Source organism: Herbaspirillum sp. 1130, assembly GCF_017833835.1.
Lineage (GTDB): Bacteria > Pseudomonadota > Gammaproteobacteria > Burkholderiales > Burkholderiaceae_D > Herbaspirillum > Herbaspirillum huttiense.
The window spans coordinates 934645-956360 of record NZ_JAFICQ010000002.1; the positions used below are offsets into that span (position 1 = coordinate 934645).

Below are 21716 nucleotides of genomic sequence, written 5' to 3' on the forward strand. Positions count from 1 at the left end.
CTGTTCTGAAAGCTGCCTTGCAATGCAAGACTCAGGCCAGCTTGATCGCCTTGGCCAGGATGCCCAGCGCCTCATCCATGACGGTATCGGGAATCGTCAGAGGGAACAAGAAGCGGATCACGTTGCCGTAGCTCCCGCAGGTCAGCAGCAGCAAACCATTGTTCAACGCATGTTGCTGGACCTTCTTGGTGTAGTCCGCATCCGGCTTGCCGGTGACGGGATCGGCAAACTCCACCGCCACCATCGCGCCGACACCGCGCACTTCGGCGATCTGCGGCACGGCCGAACGCAATTCCTTCAGGTGCTCCTGCAGCTTGTCACCGAGGCGTTGGCCGCGGGCGACCAGCTTTTCTTCTTCCATCACATCCAGCACTGCCAGCGCCGAGGCGACGGCCAGCGGGTTGCCGGCATAGGTGCCGCCCAGGCCGCCAGGGGCGGGCGCATCCATGATCTCGGCGCGGCCGTTGACGGCCGACAGCGGCATGCCACCGGCCAGGCTTTTCGCCATGGTCATCATGTCGGGCAGGACGTCGTAATGTTCCATCGCAAATAATTTACCGGTACGGCCGTAACCGGACTGCACTTCGTCGGCGATCAGCAGGATGCCGTGCTCGTCACAGATGGCGCGCAGGCCGCGCATGAAGTCGGCCGGGGCAGCATAGAAGCCGCCTTCGCCCTGCACCGGTTCCAGGATGATCGCGGCCACGCGTTTGGCTTCGATGTCGCTCTTGAAGAGGCCGTGGACCGCGTCCAGTGCGTCTTCGGTGGTGATGCCGTGCAGGGCGCTGGGGTAGGGCGCATGGAACACGTCGCCGGGGAAGGGACCGAAGCCCAGCTTGTAAGGCGCGACCTTGCCGGTGAGCGCCATGCCCATCATGGTCCGGCCATGGAAGCCGCCAGCGAAGGCGATCACGCCGGGACGGCCGGTGTGGGCGCGGGCGATCTTGATGGCGTTTTCCACGGCTTCGGCGCCGGTGGAGAAGAAGGCGGTCTTCTTGGGATAGTTGCCTGGCGTCACCGCATTGATGCGCTCGGCCAGTTCGACATAGCTGGCGTAGGGCACGATCTGGTAGGCGGTGTGGGTGAACTTGTCGAGCTGGGCGCGCATGGCGTCGAGCAGCTTGGGATGGCGGTGGCCGGTGTTGAGGACCGCAATGCCGGCGGCGAAGTCGATGAAGCGGCGGCCTTCCACATCCCACAGTTCGGCGTTGGACGCGCGCTCGGCGTAGAAGTCGCACATCACACCCACGCCGCGCGGGGTGGCGGCATTCTTTCGTTGTTGCAGCTCTTGGTTGGTGGCCTTGCTGGTCATGGCTTGCTCCGATCTTGCTTCGTTGAATGCGCCGCAGGGCGCGGAAATGTGCAGGAAATTGCTAAATCGGGAAACAATATAAAACCCCAGTGGCACTGTAATATAGAGCCAATTTCAATTATTTGATGGTGCCACTTGAAACTCGCCTCCTTGTCCGACTATCTGCTGCTGCGCATCAATCGCACCTCCGCCAAGGCCGCGCCGGGCAAGGGCAAGGCGGCGGCCAGCCGCGAAAGCGGCGCAGCGAAGACCACCAAAAACGTCAAGACCGGTAGCGAGCGCATGCCCGTCAACCGCCAGATCTACCAGTTGATCCGCGAAGCCATCCTGGCCCATACGCTACCGGCGGGCATGCAATTGCCGTCCTCACGCGACCTGGCCCTGGAGCTGGGGACCTCGCGCAATACGGTGACCTATGCCTATGAACAATTGCTGGCCGAGGGTTATCTGGAAAGCCGTACCGGTGCCGGAACCTTCGTGGCCGATACGGCGCCGGACCAGATCCCCGAGGCGGTGGAGCGCAAGGAGCCGCTGACCGATCCTTCCGGCAAATCGGAACTGTCCGCGCGCGGTGCATTGCTCACACGCCAGGCCGGCGTGGGCGAGCGGCAGTGGGGGGCCTTCATGCCGGGCGTGCCGGACGTGACCTGCGTGCCGCACAAGATCTGGGGACGCCTGCAGAACAAGCACTGGCGTCGTTCCAGTTCGGACCTGCTGACCTACGGGCCAGGCGCCGGTTATGCCGGGCTGCGCGAGCAGATCGCCGAGTACCTGCGGGTGGCGCGTTCGGTCAACTGCACGCCGTCGCAGGTGCTCATCACCACCGGCATCCACCAGTCCATCGACATCGTGGTCAAGTTGCTAGGCGAGCATGGCGATACTGCCTGGGTGGAAGACCCGTGCTACTGGGGTACACGCAGCGTGCTCAATTCGCTGGGCATCCAGTCGGTCCCGATTGCGGTGGACCAGGAAGGCATGCGCATGCGCCTGGCCAATTTGCGCCGGCCGCCGCGCTTCATCTGCACCACGCCCTCGCACCAGTATCCGCTGGGGATGGTGATGAGCCTGTCGCGGCGGCGCATGCTGCTGGAGTACGCGGCGACCCACAAGGTGTGGATCATCGAAGACGACTATGACAGTGAATTCCGCTACGGTGGCCGTCCGCTGGCGTCGCTGCAGGGCATGGATACGCAGGACCGCGTGCTGTACATGGGCACCTTCAGCAAGATCATGTTTCCGGGATTGCGCATCGGCTTCCTGGTGGTGCCGGAGTCGCTGGCCAAGGCCTTTGCCACCGGCATTGCAGAGTTGTATCGCAACGGCCAGGTATTCCTGCAGGCCACGCTGGCCGACTTCATGGCCGAGGGACATTTTGCTTCGCACATCCGCAAGATGCGCGTGCTGTATGCCGAACGGCTGCAACTGCTGCAGCAGTCCATCAACCGCCACTTCGGCGAAAAGATGACCATTACCGGCGGCGAGGCCGGATTGCATCTTGTGCTGGGCCTGCCGCAGGAGTGCGACGACGTGCTCATCTGCGAAGAGGCGCTGGCCGCAGGCATTGTGGTGCGCCCGCTGTCGCGTTACTACATGCATGCGCGGGGCGCACGGCGCGGCTTGTTGCTGGGCTATGCGAGCGTGCCCAATGAGGAGATCGCGCGCGCCTTTGACAAGCTGGCGGCGGTGATCAAGCCGCATCTGGTGTAAGCGGTCACCTGCGCGGATGCGGGGGCGGGTGTGGGACAGGGGTGGATTTTGGCCTGTATGAAGAAACTCTTTCGTGGTCCCGGGAGTGGTTGATCGGGTGGCGCTGTCCTAAGATGTCTCCCATCTGTTGCTCATTATCGTGAAGGATTCAGCATGAAAGCCATCATCACCAACCCGCAAGCCAAAGCCATCCATGACGCCGCCTCGCTGGCCGACACCACCTTGCCCGATCCCGTCGCTGGCGAGCATGACCTGCTGGTCGAGGTCAAGGCCATCTCGGTCAATCCGGTCGACACCAAGATCCGCGCCAGCGCTGGCGAAGCCCGCGTGCTGGGCTGGGATGTCAGCGGCGTGGTGCGTGCGGTCGGCCCGGCGGTCAGCCTGTTTGCGCCGGGCGACGAGGTGTTCTATGCCGGTTCCATCGTCCGCCCCGGTGCCAACAGCGAACTGCACGTGGTCGACGAGCGCATTGTCGGCCGCAAGCCCGCCAGCCTGGACCATGCAGATGCCGCCGCCATCCCGCTGACGGCCATCACCGCCTGGGAACTGCTGTTTGACCGCGTCGGCGTCGCCGAAGGCACGGGGCAGGGCAAGCGACTGCTCATCATCGGCGCAGCCGGTGGCGTGGGCTCGATCCTGACCCAGCTGGCGCGCAAGCTCACGCAGCTGACCGTCATCGGCACCGCCTCACGCCCGGAAACCGCGCAATGGGTCAGCGAGCTGGGCGCACATCACGTGATCGACCACAGCCAGCCCTTCAAGCCGCAACTGGAGCAGCTGGGTTTCCCTGAGGTCGATATCGTCATCAGCCTGACCCATACCGACCAGCACTATGCACAGATCATCGAGGCGCTGGCACCGCAGGGCCAGCTGGCGCTGATCGACGATCCGGCCACGCTGGATGCAGTGCCGCTCAAGCGCAAGAGCATTTCGCTGCATTGGGAACTGATGTTCACCCGCTCCATGTTCCAGACCGCCGACATGATCCGCCAGCACGAACTGCTGCAACGGGTTTCACAACTGCTGGATGAGGGCGTGCTGCGCACCACGACCGGTGAGCATTACGGGCGCATCAGCGCGGAGAATCTGCGGCGTGCGCATGCCCTGCTGGAGTCGGGCAAGGCCAAGGGGAAGATCGTGCTGGAAGGGTTTGCGGACTGAAGCGCGCAGGCTGTGGAGCGGCAGGTCGGCCGCTCCGCCTGCCTGCCTTCCTGCGCAGCGCGCCATGGTCATGCAGATCACGCATAGATTACTTTTTTGACAACGAATCGGGTTCCATGCCACATGCATGGTAAATTACGGAGTCCGGACCGGCTCATGGCGTCCGGGCCCTTAGACAACCCCGATAGGAACCCTAGTTGGAAAACATATTACTGATCGTCGCGGCCTTCTTCCTGGTTGCGTTGAACGGTTTTTTCGTTGCAGCAGAATTCAGTCTGGTCAAGTTGCGTCAAACGCGCATCCGGGCCATCGCAAAAACACAAGGCATGCGCGGCCGCATTCTGGCCGTGGTCCACAATCAGCTGGATGCCTATCTCTCCGCCTGCCAATTGGGGATCACCCTGGCCTCGCTGGGCCTGGGCTGGATCGGTGAACCCGCCTTCGCACGCTTGCTGGAACCGCTCTTTTCGCTGGTCGGCGTGACCAATCAGGAGCTGATTCACGGCATCTCGTTCGTGTTCGCCTTCTTCATCATTTCCTTCCTGCACATCGTGGCCGGCGAGCTGGCTCCCAAGTCGATGGCCATCCGCAGCCCGGAGAAATTGGGCTTGTGGTGTGCCGTGCCGCTGTACGGTTTCTACTGGGGCATGTATCCGCTGATCTGGGTGCTCAATGCCAGCTCCAACTGGCTGCTGCGCGTGGCCGGACTGGGTGCGGGACATGGTCACGATGCCCATTATTCCTCGGACGAACTCAAGCTCATCCTGCGCGCAGGCAGCAAGAGCGGCAAGAGTGGCAAGTTCACGCGTGACGAGTGGAACGTGCTGGCGCAGAGCCTGAACTTTGCCGAACTGGACGTGGCCGACATCATGCGTCCGGCCAGCGAGATCGTGTCCCTGGGCGATGACAAGAGTCTGGAAGAGAACCTGGACATCATCTATCGCAACCGCTATTCGCGTTATCCCTATTTCGATGCCGAGCGCCAGCAGGTGCTGGGCCTGGTGCACCTGAAGGATGTGTTCCTGGCGCAGCAGGATGGCCGCGCCATCGGCAACCTGAAGGAATATCTGCGTCCGGTGCAGTTCATTTCGCCGGCCTTGCCGGCACTGGACCTGCTGCGCCGCTTCCGCACCGGCATGCCGCACTTTGCCATCATCGGCAAGAAGGGCCAGCCGCCGCAGGGTTTCATCACGCTGGACAACATGCTGAGTTTCCTGGTGGGCGAGATCCGCGACGAATTCCGCCACAACACCGGCGAGTGGAGCCGTCAGGATGACGGTACCTTGCTGGGCAAGGGCAGCCTGCCCATCGTGACGCTGGAGCACATGCTGGGCATCGACATCGAGTATGACGACAGCATCGACTCGGTCGGTGGCCTGGTGATGGAGAAGCTGGGTGACCTGCCCAAGGAAGGCCAGAAGATCGAGTTCGCGGCCTTTGATGTGGTCATCAAGCGTATGTCCGGACCGAAGATCGTGCTGGTGAAGGTGTATCCGAAGGGTGGGGACGTGCGCGAATAAGGAGAGCCAGCGCCTCTTTGCTTGCGCCTGTGGCAGGGTGATCGGGTGAGGCAGCCGGGTGCCGTGCGATCCGCTGGTTGAGCGTTCTTCAGCAACACCGTAAAGGCAGGCGATGGCGAGCGGTCATCGACTGCCTATTTTTTTGAGGCGGACCGGGCATCGTGTTTCTCCGTGCCCTCCACCAGAAAGCTCGCCGTATAAACAAGGAAGGCTTTGCCATTGGCATCGGCGCGCTGGTAGTCCTCCACCAGCGCGCCGATTTCGCGTTTGAGCAGGCTGGTGGTCGTGGCTGCGCTTTGGCCGCTGAGCAGCCAGGTGATATCGATGCCGAACTGTTCGCGCATGAGGCGCAGCAGCTTGCTACCGGGAATGCAGCGGCCGCGTTCGATCTGGCAGATGTGATTGGGCGCAGTGTTCAGGGCGCGGGCGAAGACGTTCTGGTTGATGCCCATCTTCAGGCGGATGGTGCGCAGGCGTTGGCCGATGGCGAGTTTGTGGTTATCCATGGTATGCGTGATGTGGGTGATATGCGCGTTGTTGGCATAGGGGTTGAGGGTGGTGACGCATCAATGCCGTGGCGATCTCTTGAGGGCATCGGCGTGACTGAACCAGTCCGGTGACAGGGTCAGGGCGCTGCTCCAGTAGTCGGCATCGGTCAGCTGGGGCAGCAGAATGAGGGTGTCGTCGAATGTCACCGGCAGCCTGGACGGGCCGGTGTCGGGACGTTCCGGCATGCTCAGCCAGGCGCGGTCTTCGCGCTGCGCATGGAGGCGTTCCACCAGCATGGGGAGGTCTTCGTTGCCGGGCCGCCAGAGGTTGCGGCCGTCGCCTATTTTTCTGGACATACATCGGGTCTCCTTCCTTTCTGTCTTGCGATGATGGGGGGCAGCAGGGCCCGGCCCGTGAAGCATGGGCCGGGTTGCTGCGGGCAGTGTGAGGCGTGTTACAGACCGAAGAGGCTCTTGGTGTTGGTGTCGTAATTGAAGGCCACCGTGGGCAGGTAGAGGGTGTACTTGTCCGTTCCTGCGCCAGCGCCGTCCAGATCGATCACCAGCTTGGTGCCGCTGCCGAATGCGCTCTGCTCGGCACGCGGGGCGAACTGTTGCCAGTTGGCGCTGGTGATGTTCTGGTAGTTCATCTTGTGTCCACCGTCGCGCAGGAACACCTTGACCTTGTCCATCTCTAGCTGGAAATCGCTGATGGTGGCCTCCAGGTTCGTGGCGGCGGTGCCAAACTTGCCTACGGTCACGGTATCCCGACCACTGCCCGTCTCAATGACGGTCGCTTGCCGATCTTTGGTGGTGCCGACCAGGATTTCATCATCACCCGGTCCGCCCTTGGCGTTTTCCAGCTTTTGCGCTACCCAGTAGTAGCCCAGCGTCAGATTTTGTACGGAGGTGGTCTGGCCCTTGCTTTCACTGGTGAGCGTCAGCGTGTACTTGCCGTCGACCACGGCCACGGTATCGCTGATGGCATTGCCGGCTGCGTCATAGGCCGTGACGTTCGCGTTCTTGATGGCACCCAGCGCGGCGTTGCCCCGGATGACTGCGGCGGACGGGTCGACCGTGCCTGCACCTGCACTGCCGGCGGCTGCAGCGCCTGCGCCACTGCCTGCGCCGCCGCTGCCGCCGTTAGCAGCGCTACCGCCATTGCCGCCCCCGCTGCCGCCGCCGCCACCACCGCCCCCGGCCGCTGCCAGCAGCGCCAGCGCGCCGGCTGCGATGGGCCATTGCACGCCCCAGTTCTTTTCATGCTGCGAGTTGATTTCGGCATCGGCGATCTGGCTCTGGTTGTCAGGAGATCTGGTGGGCGAAAAGTTGGGTCGCTCGGTGTTGCCGCTGCTGCCGCTGGTCTCTGCAGCGGCGCTGGGATCGCGCTCGCCGTCCTCGACCACCACCGGCTTGTCGCTGTCTTCCTCGTCGTTCTTGCGGGCCTTCTTGTTCCTGGCGTTGTTCTGGTTGTAGCGCGTGATTTCCTTGGAACTCACGGTCAGGTTGGCTTCCGGTGAGACATCGATCTTGTCGATCTGCTGGAACACGCTGGCCAGCGGCAGCTGGCCATCGGCGAACTGCAGCGAGGACTCCGGGGCGCTCATGGCGCTGACCGCGCCGCTGCTGATGATGATGCGATCTCCGTTGACCAGCACCAGCATCAGGTCCACGTCCAGCGCGCGGACGTCCTTGATGCTCCTGATGGAAATGTTCTTGAGATAGGCGTCGGCGTCGGACAGCTTGAGAACGGTAACGGTCATGGTGGTACTCCCTAGAAAGTGACAAATCGAAATCGGGTCACGCACGCTTTCATCGCTCACGCCAAGCCGCTGGCAGTGCAGGGGTGGTGCCTGCCGGCAAGACACCTTTCGGTGCGCGGTACGGGTGAACGTGAGCGAATGAAAAATCGTGCTCAGTGACAAACGCCTGCCATAGTGATGGCGTCGTTTTGTCCTGATAAGGGGATCAAGGGAATAAAACCGAAATACAAAAATTTAACGAAATATGGCTCTTCAGATTTCGAAGAATGTCTCGAAAATTTTCTTGAGTTTGATCGAATAAATTCAGAAAGCCTGCAGGGCGATGATCTGAACTACCCGGAAAGCCGCGCCAGATGGGGTCTGGCGGAATCGAGTGGAGATTTTTTTGGGGTAAGTAAAGTGCGGCAAAGAAAACTGATCGGAGCTCGAACAATTTTATTGTGCCGGAGTGAAAATAAGTTTTGATGCCGGGTAGGCCGGTTCAGATCGCCGTTTCAGGAAATGAACGTTTCTTGAAAAATGGCAGCCATCGTGCGGGAAGTGAAACGCGCTCCCTGATAAAAAATGGCTCCCGAATCATCGGGAGCCATGGTGCGGACCGGCAGCGGCCGGTCCGGTTTCGTGCCGGATAAAACGCGTGACGAGCAATCACATCAGCGCATCACTGCGTCAATCACCGATGCCTCAGAATCCCAGCGTACGTCCATCCGGATTGCGCGGATCCGAGAAGCCGTCAAAGCCATCTGGACGGATCTGGATGGTCTGGGTACGGCCCATGGAAGGCTGCACGCTGATCTTCTGGCCCTTGTCCTGCAGGATCTTGAGCGTATCGGCCGACAAGCCCTTTTCCACGCGCAGCTGGTCCGGTGCCCACTGGTGGTGGATACGCGGCGTGATGGTGGCTTCGGCCACGTTCATGTCGTGGTCGATCACGTTGAGGATGGTCTGCAGGGTGGTAGTGATGATGCGGCTGCCCCCCGGGCTGCCGGTGACCAGGAAGGGCTTGCCATCCTTGAGCACGAAGGTCGGCGACATCGACGACAGCGGACGCTTGTAGGGACCGACCGCGTTGGCGTCGCCACCGATGAGCCCGAATGCATTGGGCACGCCCGGCTTGGCGGCGAAGTCATCCATCTCGTTGTTCAAGGTGATGCCGGTGCCGGTGGCGACGATGCCGCTGCCGAAGTTCAGGTTCAGCGTGTAGGTGGTCGCCACCAGGTTGCCGTCCTTGTCGGCCACCGAGTAATGGGTGGTCTGGTCGCTTTCATACGGCTGCGGCTGGCCCGGCTTGATCTCGGTGGAGGGCGTGGCGCGGTCCGGATTGATCTTCTTGGCCAGCTCGTCGGCATAGGCGCGCGAAGTCAGGCCCTTGACCGGGACCTTGGTGAAATCCGGATCGCCCAGGTATTCGGAGCGGTCGGCATAGGCCAGCTTCATGGTTTCGGCCATCAGGTGGATGGTCTGCGCGCTGTCGGCACCGTATTGCTTCAGGGGATAGCGTTCCAGGATGTTCATCATCTGGATGATGTGCACACCGCCCGAGCTCGGCGGCGGCATCGACATGACCTGGTAGCCGCGATAGTTGCCGGAGACCGGCACGCGTTCGACGACCTTGTAGTTCTTCAGGTCCTCGGCGCTGATGAGGCCGCCGTGCTTGTCCATCTCGGCCACGATCTTCTTGGCGATGGCACCGTCATAGAAAGCCTTCGGACCTTCCTTGGCGATCAGGCGCAGCGACTTGGCCAGGTCCTTCTGGACCAGCATTTCGCCTTCCTTCAGGGGACGGCCTTCCTTGAAGAAGATCGCCTTGGAGGAATCCCACTGGCCCAGGTGTTCGCGCTCGGCCGAGAGGATCAGCGCCAGGCTGCGGCTGACCGGGTAACCCTTTTCGGCCAGTTCGATGGCCGGCTGGATCACCTGCGACAGCTTCATGGTGCCGTACTTGGAGAGCGCATGCGACAGGCCCGCGACGGTGCCGGGCACGCCCACGGCCAGGTGGGTGTAGAGCGAACGGCCGGGCACCACGTTGCCCTTGTCGTCCAGGTACATGTTGCGGGTGGCGCGCTGCGGGGCCATCTCGCGGAAGTCCAGCGCCACGTTCTTGCCGGTCTTGGCGTCGTGGATCATCATGAATCCGCCACCGCCGATGTTGCCCGCATTGGGCAGCACCACGGCCAGGGCAAAGCCCACGGCCACGCCGGCGTCGACGGCATTGCCGCCCTTCTTGAGGATATCCACGCCGACCTTGGTGGCCAGCTCCTGCTCGGTGGCCACCATGCCGTGCTGGCTGTGGACCGGGCTGATGATGTCATAGGTCAGGTCGTACTTGACGACCGGGGCCGATGGCGCTGCCGCTGCCGTCTGGGCCGAGGCCGGCAGGAAGGCCAGCGCGCCGCACAGCGGCAGCAGCGCCATGGCGGCGGGTTTGCAAAGACCGGTGAATGTCTGCATGAGGGTTGCTCCTGGTGATCTGGACTTGGTTATCTGCATATTATTTATAGAAATGCCGTCCGCGCTGCTGCATCCCTGCATCAGCGACCTGCTGTGCTGCTGCATTCTTGCAGAGGAGAACGACACCGGGAGATTGTAGAGAATGGCAATTTTCTGTCCAGAGCCGGGAGCCGCCGATGGATGGATTATTGGCGCCGATTCGTCCACGGATGTGGGGGATGCAGGTGAGCGCGTGAAGACGCTTGGGCTCAGGTACTCTCGCGCAGCGCCAACTCGAAGCCCAGGTCCAGCCGGCCCTTGGGAATGTCTTCGCCCTTGAGCTGGCGCACCAGCATCTCGGCCGACTTGTAGCCGATGTCGTAGCGCGGCGTGACTACGGTGGTGATGGAGGGGGTGGCGCAAGCCGCCCAGGACAGATCGTTGAAACCGGCAATGGCCATCTCGCGCGGCACGCTGATGCCCTGGCGCTGGCATTCGAACAGCGCGCCCAAGGCCAGGTCATCATTGCAGCAGAACACGGAATCGCATTCCGGATGCTGTTCCAGCACCCGCCGCAGCAGTTGCGCGCCCATGTCGACGGTGGTCGGCTCGGGCAGCAAGACTTCGATCTCGGGCTTGATGCCCGCTTCCAGCAAGCCTTTGCGGAAGCCCTCACGGCGCTTCATCATGCGCGGGTCGAGCTGGGCCGCCAGGAAAGCCGGGCGCCGGTAGCCGCGTTCGACCAGATGCCGGGCCACCGCATGCCCGGCACGTGTCTGCGAGAAGCCCACCGAGAAATCATGCTGGCTGCGCCCCAGGTCGAACATGCGCACCGCCGGGATATCCCGGCTGCCGGGACGCGCCTGCAGGATGTCGTGCTGCTCGCTGCTGGAGAGCAGGAAGCCAGCGGGAGCATGGGCCAGATAGGTGGCGATGAGCTGCTCTTCCTTGGCGCGCACGTAACCGGTCTCGCCGATCAGGAACTGGTAACCGGCGCCGGCCAGATAGTCACGAATGCCGGAAAGCGTCTCGATGAAAACCGCATTGGTCAGCGACGGCACCAGCACAGCGATCACCTGCGAGCGCGCCGAAGCCAGCGTCGAGGCCGCCTGGTTGGGCACATAGCCCAGGCGATCGATGGCTTCCAGGATGCGCTGGCGCGACTGTTCCTGCACCAGGCCGGGATTTTTCAGCGCACGGGACACCGTCATCGGGCTCACCCCGGCCTCGGCCGCCACGTCGATGATGGTGACGCGCCCGGTGGCACGGCTACCACGCACGGCGGGTGGGGACTTGGGCTTGGACTTGGGTGCTGCGCGCTGGGTCATGGATGCGGAGGAGGGCGGTCATTCAGGGTGGCGACATGATACCTGCTTGCGGGGCCCTCTTGGCATGCGGGAAGTCCTTTCGGGTATTTCCGCAAAACAATTTATATCGCACCGGCGCCCGCTCAACTCCCGCTTCTGACGCACCGCAACACAACAAGTGTTTGACCCGCGCAAAATGTTAGCGTTATCATCGCGCCCCATGTTAACGCTAACATCTGAACCTCCGGGCACACGGCGGCGGAGCTGGCGGCGGCATACCACACTCAGGAACGGAACTCAGTGCAGCCCTCGTGGGTTCCTCAATAAAACACTACGCAGATAGTGCAGATGCCCGTGCCTTCTCCAGGAGAGGCCGCAGGAGACGCTCGCCCTGGCGCCATGCGCGGGGCCGCGCCGCTGCGCTGAACCAGGGATCGTGCGCCATCGGCTATCGGCAATCGGAGATCCCATGCTGGGCATGAGCCACGACGCCACCTTGCTGTTCAATGCAGTCATTGCGATCCTCGCGCTGATCCTGATGATCACGCGCCTGCGCATCCATCCCTTCATCGCCCTGACCATCACATCGGGCTTCCTCGGCTTGATCTCGGGCATGCCGCTGCCCAAGATCGTCAAGTCCTTCCAGGACGGCTTCGGCGGCGTGCTCGGTTTCGTCGGCATCGTGCTGGGCCTGGGGACCATGCTGGGCAAGCTGATGGCCGAGTCCGGCGGCGCTGACCAGATTTCGCAGACGCTGGTGCGCGCCTTCGGCCGCGAGCGCGTGCACTGGGCCATGATGATGGGGGCCTTCCTGGTCGGCATTCCCCTGTTCTTCGAGATCGGCTTCGTGCTGCTGATCCCGCTGGTGTTCATCGTGGCGCGCCGTTCCGGCGTGCCGCTGTTCAAGATCGGCATGCCCATGCTGGCCAGCCTGTCGGTGATGCACGGCCTGGTGCCGCCGCATCCGGGCCCGCTGCTGGCCATCGGCATCTTCGGTGCCGACATCGGCAAGACCATCTTCTATGGTCTGCTGGTGGGCCTGCCGACCGTCATCATCGCCGGCCCCCTGTTCGGTGCCTTCATTTCGCGCTACGTCGACATCAAGCCCTCCGAGGAACTGATGGCGCAACTGGCACGCGAGCCGCAGACCACCAACCTGCCCGGCTTCACCACCACGCTGGTGACGGTGCTGCTGCCGGTGTTCCTGATGCTGCTCAAGACCTTCGTCGACGTCACCCTGCCGGAAGGCCACGCCGTGCGCGACCTGATGGATTTCATCGGCAACCCCATCGTGGCCCTGCTGGCCGCACTGCTGCTGGCGATCTGGACCTTCGGCATCGCCCGTGGCTTCACCCGCCAGCAAGTGCTGAAATTCGTGGACCAGAGCCTGGCCCCGACCGCGGCCATCGTGCTCATCATCGGTGCCGGCGGCGGCTTCAAGCAGATGCTGGTGAACTCCGGCGTGGGCACTGCCATTGGCCAGCTGGCCGTGCATGCACAGATCTCGCCGCTGCTGCTGGCCTGGTTCGTGGCCGGCGTGATCCGCGTGGCCACCGGTTCGGCCACCGTTGCGACCATCACGGGTGCCGGCATCGTCGCGCCGCTGGTGGCGCTGATCCCCGGGACCAACAAGGAATTGCTGGTGCTGGCCACCGGTGCCGGTTCGCTGATCCTGTCGCACGTCAACGATGCAGGCTTCTGGCTGGTCAAGGAATACTTCAACATGAGCGTCGGTGAAACCTTCAAGACCTGGACGGTGATGGAAACGCTGATCTCGGTTGTTGCTATCATCTTCATCATGTTGCTCAACCTGGTCGTCTAAGACTGATCGCAACGCCCGGCTGGTCCGGGCGTCTTGCTTTGTTTGTTAAGGAAACTGCATATGTCCTCTTCCGCACCCTACATGCTCGGCGTCGATATCGGCACCACCAGCACCAAGACCGTGGTCTTCACGCTCGATGGCAAGGTGGTCGCCCAGCATGCAGAGGAATACCCGGTCCTCTGTACCGAACCGGGCATGGCGGAACAGGACCCGGAGCAGATCGTGGCGGCCGCGCTGGCTTCCATCGCCGGTGCCGTCAAGGCCGCCAAGGCTGCGCCGCAGGAGATCGCGCTGCTGTCCTTCAGTGCCGCCATGCACAGCGTCATCGCGCTGGATGCCGACAATCGCCTGCTCTCCAACAGCATCACCTGGGGCGATATCCGCGCCTCGGTCTGGGCCGAACGCATCAAGCACGAGCACGACGGCAATGCCATCTATCGCCGTACCGGCACCCCCATCCATCCCATGTCGCCGCTGTGCAAGCTGATGTGGCTGCGCCATGAAAAGCCGGAGGTCTTCCATCAGGCCGCGCGCTTCGTCGGCATCAAGGAATACCTGCTGTACCAGCTCTTCGGCCAGTGGGTGGTGGATCACTCCATCGCCTCGGCCACCGGCATGTTCAACCTGCGCGAGCTGGCCTGGGACCAGGGCGCACTGGAATTGCTGGGCGTACGTGCCGAGCAGTTGCCTGCACCGGTCCCGACCACGCACCGCCTGCCGGCCCTGTCGCCGGAGATGGCGCAGCGCCTGGGGCTGTCGGTGGAGACGCCCTTCATCATCGGTGCCAATGACGGCGTGCTGTCCAACCTTGGCGTGAACGCCATCGAGATCGGCCACGTGGCGGTGACCATCGGTACCTCCGGTGCGATGCGGACCGTGATCGATGAGCCGCTGACGGATCCGCATGGCCGCCTGTTCTGTTATGCACTGACCGAAAAACACTGGGTGGTCGGCGGCCCCGTCAACAATGGCGGCAACATCTTCCGCTGGGTGCGCGATGAGCTGGCCACCGCCGAAGCGGCTGCTGCGCGTGAGGAAGGCGTCGATCCCTACGAGGCACTGACCCGCATCGCCGAGAAGGTGCGGCCCGGCGCGGAAGGCCTGCTGTTCCATCCCTTCATGGCCGGCGAGCGCGCCCCGCTGTGGAATGCCGACCTGCGCGGCTCCTTCTTCGGCCTGGCCCTGCATCACGGCAAGCACCACATGATCCGCGCCGCGCTGGAAGGGGTGATCTTCAATCTCTACAGCATCCTCCCGGCGCTGGAAGAACTGGTCGGCCCCACCAAGCGCATGATGGCCACCGGCGGCTTCGCCCGCTCGGCCCTGTGGCGACAGATGATGGCCGACATCTTCAACCGTGAAGTGGTGGTGCCGGAGAGCGTGGAGTCATCCTGCCTGGGCGCGGCCGTGCTGGGCGCCTGGGCGCTGGGCCTGCTGCCGTCGCTGTCGGTGATCTCGGGCATGGTCGGCTCCACCAATCATCACGCCCCCGAGGCCGAGGCGGTCGCCGTCTATGGCCGCCTGCAACCCATCTTTGCCGCCATTCCGGCCAAATTGGAGGCGGAGTATCACGCCATCGCCGCCTTCCAGCGCGCGACTGGAAAGCAGCACTGAGTCCTGTTTTGCGCCATCACGGGCAGGGCAGGGTTTGACAACGAAATTTCCGACAAGAAGAAAGAGACCACATGACCATCAAGACCACCCCGTTGCCCGCAGGTTTGCAGGGCTTTTCCCTCGAAGGCAAGCTGGCCCTGATCACCGGTTCTTCCGGTGGCATCGGCCTGGCGCTGGCGCGCGGCATGGCCCAGGCGGGCGCTGCCATCGTGCTCAACGGACGCGATGCCGGCAAGCTCGCCACCGTCGCTGCACAATTGCGTGCCGAGGGCCACACCATCCATGAAGCCAGCTTCGATGCCACCGTCAATGACGAGGTCAAGGCGGCGGTGCAGAAGATCGAAAGCGAGATCGGCGCCATCGGCATCCTGGTCAACAACGCCGGCATCCAGCGCCGCAATCCGCTGGAAGAGTTCAAGGAATCGGACTGGCACGATCTCGTCAATACCAACCTGAACAGCGTCTTCTATGCGGCCCAGGCCGTGGCACGCCACATGATCCCGCGCGGTGCCGGCAAGATCATCAACATCTGTTCGGTGCAGAGCGAGCTGGGCCGTCCCAATATCGCGCCCTATACCGCCACCAAGGGGGCGGTGAAGATGTTCACCAAGGGCATGGCCATCGACTGGGGCAAGTACGGCCTGCAGGTCAACGGCCTGGGTCCCGGCTACTTCAAGACCGAGATGAACATGGCCCTGGTCAACGATGCCAAGTTCACCGACTGGCTGGTGGGCCGCACCCCGTCGCGCCGCTGGGGCGATGTGGAAGACCTGGTCGGTGCTGCCGTGTTTCTGGCCAGCGACGCGTCACGTTTCGTCAATGGCCACATCCTCTACGTGGACGGCGGCGTGACCGCTACCTTGTAAATCATTTAGCTCATTTCGGAGATACACATGCAACAAGGCCTCGTCATCCATGCACCGCACGACCTGCGCATTCAGCCGCTGGAGTCCGCTCCTCTTCAACCGCAGCAACTGAAAGTCAAGGTGAAGGCCGGCGGCATCTGCGGTTCGGACCTGCACTACTATCACCACGGCGGTTTCGGCGTGGTGCGCATCAAGGAACCGATGGTGCTGGGCCATGAAGTCTCGGGCCAGATCGCCGAAGTGGGTTCGGCCATCACCGACATCGCACCCGGTACCCGCATCGCCATCTCGCCCAGCCGCCCCTGCGGCGTGTGCAAGTACTGCCAGGAAGGCAAGCAGAACCATTGCCTGGACATGCGCTTCTACGGCAGTGCCATGCGCACCCCGCACGTGCAGGGTGCGTTCCGTCAGGAAATCATCATCGAACGTTCGCAGGCCCACATCGTGGCCGATCATGTCACGGATGGCGAAGCGGCCATGGCCGAGCCGCTGTCGGTGGCGTTGCACGCGGTGCGCCGCGCCGGTCCGCTGGTGGGCAAGCGCGTGCTGGTGACTGGCTGTGGTCCGATCGGCGCGCTGGTGGTGGTGGCCGCGCGCCGCGCCGGTGCATTGGAAGTGGTGGTCACCGATGTCGCCAGCATGCCGCTGCAAGCGGCCCTGCAGGTGGGCGCGGACCGTGCCATCAACATGGCCGAGACGCCCGATGCGTTGAAGGCCTATGCCATCGACAAGGGGACCTTCGATGTGCTCTTCGAAGCCAGCGGCAATGAACGGGCGCTGGTGGGGGCGCTGGAAGCGCTGCGTCCGCAAGCCGTCATCGTGCAGGTCGGCCTGGGAGGCGACATCCAGTTCCCGGCCAATCTGCTGGTGGGCAAGGAGCTGGACTGGCGCGGCGCGTTCCGCTTCCATGAAGAGTTCGCCATGGCGGTCGAGCTGATGAACCGCAAGCTGGTGGACGTGAAGCCCTTGATCACGGCGACCTATCCTATCGCCCAGGCAGTGGAAGCCTTCGAGATCGCCGGTGACCGCTCCAAGATGATGAAGGTGCAGATCAGTTTCGACTGAGCATGATGCGGGCGGTCCCGATGGCCCCGCCCAAGCGCCTTCCCCACTGATGCCGCCCGCTTCATTGCCGGGCGGCATTTTTTTGCCCGCCGCGCAAACGTTTTTCCAACAGCGTAGGACAGGCATTGCCGCCCGCTATAATTGCGTCGTCAAATCTGCAGGGGGGCCGCGCTGAGGGGCGGGCACCTTTTCATGCAGCCACCGTATTACCTCTGGGGGGAGGAAACCATGTCCAGGCCTGGGCTTCGTACGCTGACCGTCGGTCAGCGCCTGTCGGTGCTGATCCTGCTGGCCTTGCTGGGGCTGGTCGCAACAGCGGCCGTCAGTTTGCGTCAGATCGAAAACGTTTACCATGCGGCCAATTACGCGACGGTCAATACCGTGCCCAGCGTCACCACGCTCGATGATGCGCAGGCGGCCTTCAATGCCATCCAGGGGCGCATCTACCAATACCTGGTCAATCCCGATCCGCTTGACCGCGCGCGTCTGCTGAAGGAGATCGAGACACAGCGCGCACGCCTGAACCGGTATCTCAAGACCTACGCCGAGGCTTACATCACCGACGAGACCGACGGCCTCATGCTGGCCGATGACCAGGCGCGCATCGTCGCCTTCGACGAGGTGGTGCAGCGACTGTTGAAGGCCTCCGATGAGGACCGCATCGAGGACAGCTTGCCGCAGGCGATCCTGGAGTTCCGCGCCAGCATTGATGCCGTGCAGGTGACCTTCGGCCGTCACCGTTCCTACAACATCGCGTTGGGTGATGCCAGTGCACTCAGTGCGCGCGAAATGATCAGCGATGCGCTGCAGACGGTCAGCCTGCTGGCGGGCGGGATCATGCTGGTTCTGCTGGGGTCCGGTTGGCTGCTCACGCGGACGCTGTTGCGCCAGATGGGCGGCGAACCGGGGGATGTGGTGACGGTGATGCAGCGCTTGTCCGATGGCGACCTGGTGCAGCAGATCAGCGTGAAGGCACGCTACCGCGACAGCATGATGCACGCCATCCAGAAGATGATGGAGCGTCTCTGCCTGGTGGTGAGCGAGGTCCGTGGCAATGCCGAGGGGCTGGTCAGCACCGCCGAGGAGGTCAGCGCCACCGCGCAATCCTTGTCGCGCGCCTCCACCGAGCAGGCTTCCGGCGTCGAACAGACCAGTGCGGCGCTGGAGCAGATCCACGCCTCCATCCTCAGCACCTCACAGAATGCCCGGCTGACCGACCAGATCGCTGCGGCCGCTGCCATCGAGGCGCGCGCCTGCGCCGCTACCGTCAAGCAGATGGTGGAGGCCATCCAGCAGATCGCCGGCAAGATTGTCGTCATCGACGACATCGCCTACCAGACCAACCTGCTGGCGTTGAATGCCACCATTGAAGCAGCGCATGCCGGTGAGCATGGCTCCGGCTTCGCGGTGGTGGCCGCCGAAGTGCGCCGGCTTGCCGAGCGCAGCCAGTCGGCCGCGCAGGAGATCGACGAGGTCGCGCGCAGCAATGTCGCCCTGGCCTGCGCCGCCGAGCGCCAGCTCAACGACATGGTGCCGACCATTGCGCGCACCTCGGCTCTGGTGCAGGAAATCGTCCACTCCTCGGAGAGCCAGTCGGCGGCGGTCAGCCAGATCAGCCAGGCGGCCAGCCAACTGGCCCAGGTGATTCAGCAGAACTCGCTCAGTTCGGAGGAACTGGCCGTGACCTCGGAAGAACTCAACCGGCGCGCCGTGCTGTTGCAGACCACGGTGAGTTTCTTCCAGTGCCAGCTGGCGCGCGGCATGCAGCCCCGGCTGGCATAGGCCAGGTGCCGTTGTCCTGACGGGAGATTTTCGTGAGGGCTGGTGAGAGCTCGTGAGGATGCCGTCGCGCAGCGTTGCCGGACGGTGTTTTCTTTTGCAGCGCATGAGAGGACAGCGCGGCCCCGATTGACAAGGCAGGTCGCCGACGATAATTTCATCGACAGCTCTGCAGCGCGCAGCAGCGAGGGGAGCGCGCCAACAACGCAGCCACAGCCTTGCCTCTGGGGAGAGGAATCATGTCCAGGCCCGGGTTTCGTTTGCTGACCGTCGGTCAGCGCTTGTTCGTGCTGATCCTGCTGGCGTCGATGGGGCTGGTGGCGACCGCCATCGTCAGCTTGCGCCAGATCGGCAATGTCTATGAGGCGGCCAGTTACGCACAGGTCAATACGGTGCCGAGCGTGACCACGCTGGACGATGCCCAGGCCGCCTTCAACGCCATGCGCGAGCGCGTCTACTTCTACCTCATCAACCTCGATCCGGCGGACCGTGCCCGCCTGGTGCAGGAGATGGACCAGCTGCGCGCGCGCATGAACGGGCATCTCAAGACCTATGGCGATGCCTACATCTCCGATGAGACCGATGGCGCCATGCTGGCCGAAGTGTATGCCCGCATTGCGGGTTTTGAGGAGGTCCGCAACCGCTTGCTGGTGGAGAGCGGAAGGAGCCTGGTCCATGACAGCCATACTGCGCTTGGCCTGGAATTTCGCACTGCCATCGACAGCGTGCAAGCCAGCTTTGCGCGCCATCGTTCCTACAACGTCGCACTGGGTGAGGCCAGCGCATTGAGTGCGCGCGAGATCATCAGCCATGCGCTGGAGTCGGTGGCTTTCGTGGCGGGCGCTGTATTGCTGGCGTTGATCGCTGCGGGCTGGCTGCTCACGCGCACCTTGCTGCACCAGATGGGAGGTGAGCCGGGCGAGGTAGTCACGGTCATGCAGCGGCTTTCCGACGGCGATCTGTTGCAGCAGATCCGGCTCAAGCCCGGCTGTGCCGACAGCATGATGCACGCCATCCGCAAGATGGTCGAGCGCCTGGGGCGGGTAGTGGCCGAGGTGCGCGGCAACGCCGAGGGCATGGCCGAGACCGCTGCCGAAGTCAGCGCCACGGCCCAATTGCTGGCCACGGCGGCCACCGAGCAGGCCAGCGGCGTGGCGCAGACCAGCACGGCCCTGAGCCAGATCCATGCCGCCATCCTCACCACGGCGGACAATGCCCGCCTGACCGACCAGATCGCTGCGGCCGCTGCCGTGGAGGCGCATCAGTGCGCGGATACGGTGGGTGAAATGGTCGCGGCGATCCAGGTGATTGCCGGCAAGATCGCCATCATCGATGACATCGCCTATCAGACCAATCTGCTGGCGCTCAATGCCACCATTGAAGCCGCCCATGCCGGGCAGCATGGTGCCGGTTTTGCCGTGGTGGCGGGTGAAGTGCGGCGTCTGGCCGAACGCAGCCAGGCTGCTGCGGAAGAGATCGACCAGGTCGCACGTGATCACACGGTCCTGGCCAGCCGGGTCGAACGGCAGCTCGGCGATGGTGCCGACCATTGCCCGCACCTCGGCGCTGGTGCAGGAAATCGTGCAGTCGTCGGAGCAGCAATCGGCCGCCGTCAGCCAGATCAGCGTCGCGGCCAGCCAGCTGGCGCAGGTTGTTCAGCAGAACTCGATCAGTTCCGAGGAGCTGGCGGTGACCTCCGAGGAACTCAATCGCCGGGCCACGACCTTGCGTTCCTCGGTCGGTTTCTTCCAGTGTCAGCTGGCGCGCGGCATGCAGGCCAGCCTGGCTTAGGGCTTGAGCAGTACCTTGATCGAATCCATCGAGTCGGCCATCTTGATGGCGGCTTCCCATTCAGAAAGGGCATAGTTGTGCGTCACGATGCCGCGTGAGGTCACCAGGCCCCGCGCCAGCAGGTCGATGGCGATGGGATAGCAGTCTCCGCTGAGGTGCGCGCCGCGCAAGTCCAGTTCCTTTTCTTCACCGATGATGGACCAGTCCACAGTAGTGTCACGGCCAAAGACGCTGAACTCCACGAAGCGGCCCAGCTTGCGGATCATGTCCAGTCCTTGCGTCACGCCGGCGGGCGCGCCGGTGGTCTCGATGTAGACATCGCAGCCATATTGGCCGGTGGCTTCGCGCACGATCTTCTGCGCATCCTCGCGGCCCGGATTGATGACGATATCGGCCCCGTATTCACGTGCCAGTTGCAGGCGCTGGTCGGAGAGGTCGATGACGATCAGTTTCTTCGGCGTCTTGAGGTGCGCCACCTGGACCATCAGCAAGCCCAGCGTGCCCGCACCGGCAATCACCACCACGTCATCGAGCTGGATGTCGCCGCGGTTGACGGCATGGATGGCGCAGGACAGCGGTTCGGTCACGGCGGCATCTTCGAATGAGATGTGCTCGGGAATCTTGTGGATCACCGCCCGCGCCGACAGCCGCATGTAGTCAGCCATGCCGCCCTCGGCCACCTGGCGCTGGAAGCCGTAGACATCATGCACCTCGCACATCCAGCGATAGCCGGTCTTGCAGTAGCGGCACTTGCCGCAAGGCACGATCTGTTCGGCGATCACCCGGTCGCCCATGGCCACGCCGTGGTGCTCGGCTGCGCCCGGTCCCATCTCCACCACATGGCCCCAGAATTCATGGCCGGGAATCACCGGTGGCTTGACATAGGAGGGCTTGTTCTTGACCTCGTCGCCCCAGAAGCGCGCAGCACCGGCGAAGCACTTGCAGTCACCGGCACAGATGCCGCACGAGGCGATCTTGATGATGACCTCATTGGGACCGGCCGCCGGCCGCTTGACCCGTTGCAGGCGATAGTCGCGTGGTGCGTGGCAGACCACGGCCAGCATGTCGTCGTCATGGAAATGCATGATGGG

The 21716-nt window shown here is 63.2% G+C and carries 16 protein-coding genes; 9 read left to right on the plus strand and 7 right to left on the minus strand.

Going from position 1 to position 21716, the window contains the following annotated elements:
* Window positions 1-31: 31 nt before the first annotated feature.
* The gene (locus tag JOD78_RS13005) at window positions 32-1312 is read right to left on the minus strand and encodes a 4-aminobutyrate--2-oxoglutarate transaminase (RefSeq protein ID WP_121044271.1); all 1281 of its coding nucleotides are present in this window, start codon (window positions 1310-1312) and stop codon (window positions 32-34) included.
* A gap of 135 nt (window positions 1313-1447) precedes the next feature.
* Here JOD78_RS13005 and JOD78_RS13010 point away from each other — a divergent pair, with 135 nt between their 5' ends.
* The 3 genes from JOD78_RS13010 to JOD78_RS13020 all read left to right on the plus strand — a co-directional run bounded on the left by JOD78_RS13010 (window position 1448) and on the right by JOD78_RS13020 (window position 5700).
* On the plus strand, window positions 1448-3019 hold the full coding sequence (locus tag JOD78_RS13010; protein WP_039789037.1) for a PLP-dependent aminotransferase family protein: 1572 nt from the start codon (window positions 1448-1450) through the stop codon (window positions 3017-3019).
* A 153-nt stretch (window positions 3020-3172) separates the two neighbouring features.
* Window positions 3173-4180 carry a zinc-binding alcohol dehydrogenase family protein gene (locus tag JOD78_RS13015; RefSeq protein WP_121044265.1) on the plus strand — a complete coding sequence of 336 codons (1008 nt, stop codon included), beginning with the start codon at window positions 3173-3175 and terminating at the stop codon, window positions 4178-4180.
* A 197-nt stretch (window positions 4181-4377) separates the two neighbouring features.
* The gene (locus JOD78_RS13020; protein ID WP_209567797.1) at window positions 4378-5700 is read left to right on the plus strand and encodes a hemolysin family protein; all 1323 of its coding nucleotides are present in this window, start codon (window positions 4378-4380) and stop codon (window positions 5698-5700) included.
* Between the two features lie 134 nt (window positions 5701-5834).
* On the opposite strand, the gene JOD78_RS13025 is transcribed toward JOD78_RS13020, so the two are convergent.
* The 5 genes from JOD78_RS13025 to JOD78_RS13045 all read right to left on the minus strand — a co-directional run bounded on the left by JOD78_RS13025 (window position 5835) and on the right by JOD78_RS13045 (window position 11709).
* Window positions 5835-6206, minus strand: a complete 372-nt coding sequence (locus tag JOD78_RS13025) for a helix-turn-helix transcriptional regulator (RefSeq protein ID WP_134137182.1) — start codon at window positions 6204-6206, stop codon at window positions 5835-5837.
* 60 nt (window positions 6207-6266) lie between these two features.
* Window positions 6267-6545, minus strand: coding sequence for a hypothetical protein (locus JOD78_RS13030; RefSeq protein WP_121044260.1), 279 nt, complete (start codon window positions 6543-6545; stop codon window positions 6267-6269).
* Between the two features lie 98 nt (window positions 6546-6643).
* Window positions 6644-7951, minus strand: a complete 1308-nt coding sequence (locus JOD78_RS27985; RefSeq protein WP_245202102.1) for a hypothetical protein — start codon at window positions 7949-7951, stop codon at window positions 6644-6646.
* Between the two features lie 684 nt (window positions 7952-8635).
* Window positions 8636-10402, minus strand: a complete 1767-nt coding sequence (gene ggt / locus JOD78_RS13040) for a gamma-glutamyltransferase (protein ID WP_209567795.1) — start codon at window positions 10400-10402, stop codon at window positions 8636-8638.
* A gap of 248 nt (window positions 10403-10650) precedes the next feature.
* Window positions 10651-11709: a LacI family DNA-binding transcriptional regulator gene (locus tag JOD78_RS13045; RefSeq protein ID WP_121044251.1), complete on the minus strand. Its 1059-nt coding sequence runs from the start codon at window positions 11707-11709 to the stop codon at window positions 10651-10653.
* Window positions 11710-12157: 448 nt separating this feature from the next.
* Here JOD78_RS13045 and JOD78_RS13050 point away from each other — a divergent pair, with 448 nt between their 5' ends.
* The 6 genes from JOD78_RS13050 (at window position 12158) to JOD78_RS13075 (ending at window position 20723) form a co-directional block, all read left to right on the plus strand.
* Window positions 12158-13510, plus strand: coding sequence for a GntP family permease (locus tag JOD78_RS13050; RefSeq protein WP_034334060.1), 1353 nt, complete (start codon window positions 12158-12160; stop codon window positions 13508-13510).
* A 60-nt stretch (window positions 13511-13570) separates the two neighbouring features.
* Entirely contained in the window at window positions 13571-15124 is a 1554-nt protein-coding gene (gntK, locus tag JOD78_RS13055) for a gluconokinase (RefSeq protein ID WP_209567793.1), read from the plus strand.
* A 71-nt stretch (window positions 15125-15195) separates the two neighbouring features.
* On the plus strand, window positions 15196-15990 hold the full coding sequence (locus JOD78_RS13060; RefSeq protein ID WP_134221554.1) for an SDR family NAD(P)-dependent oxidoreductase: 795 nt from the start codon (window positions 15196-15198) through the stop codon (window positions 15988-15990).
* Window positions 15991-16017: 27 nt separating this feature from the next.
* Window positions 16018-17055, plus strand: a complete 1038-nt coding sequence (locus JOD78_RS13065) for an L-idonate 5-dehydrogenase (protein WP_121044242.1) — start codon at window positions 16018-16020, stop codon at window positions 17053-17055.
* Between the two features lie 228 nt (window positions 17056-17283).
* Window positions 17284-18837, plus strand: a complete 1554-nt coding sequence (locus tag JOD78_RS28245; protein ID WP_199725113.1) for a methyl-accepting chemotaxis protein — start codon at window positions 17284-17286, stop codon at window positions 18835-18837.
* A 236-nt stretch (window positions 18838-19073) separates the two neighbouring features.
* Window positions 19074-20723, plus strand: a complete 1650-nt coding sequence (locus tag JOD78_RS13075) for a methyl-accepting chemotaxis protein (RefSeq protein WP_209567791.1) — start codon at window positions 19074-19076, stop codon at window positions 20721-20723.
* Here the strand turns inward: JOD78_RS13075 and JOD78_RS13080 are convergent.
* Entirely contained in the window at window positions 20622-21710 is a 1089-nt protein-coding gene (locus tag JOD78_RS13080) for an alcohol dehydrogenase catalytic domain-containing protein (RefSeq protein WP_034334064.1), read from the minus strand. The two genes, JOD78_RS13075 and JOD78_RS13080, sit on opposite strands and share 102 nt — an antisense overlap.
* Between the last annotated feature and the right edge of the window lie 6 nt (window positions 21711-21716).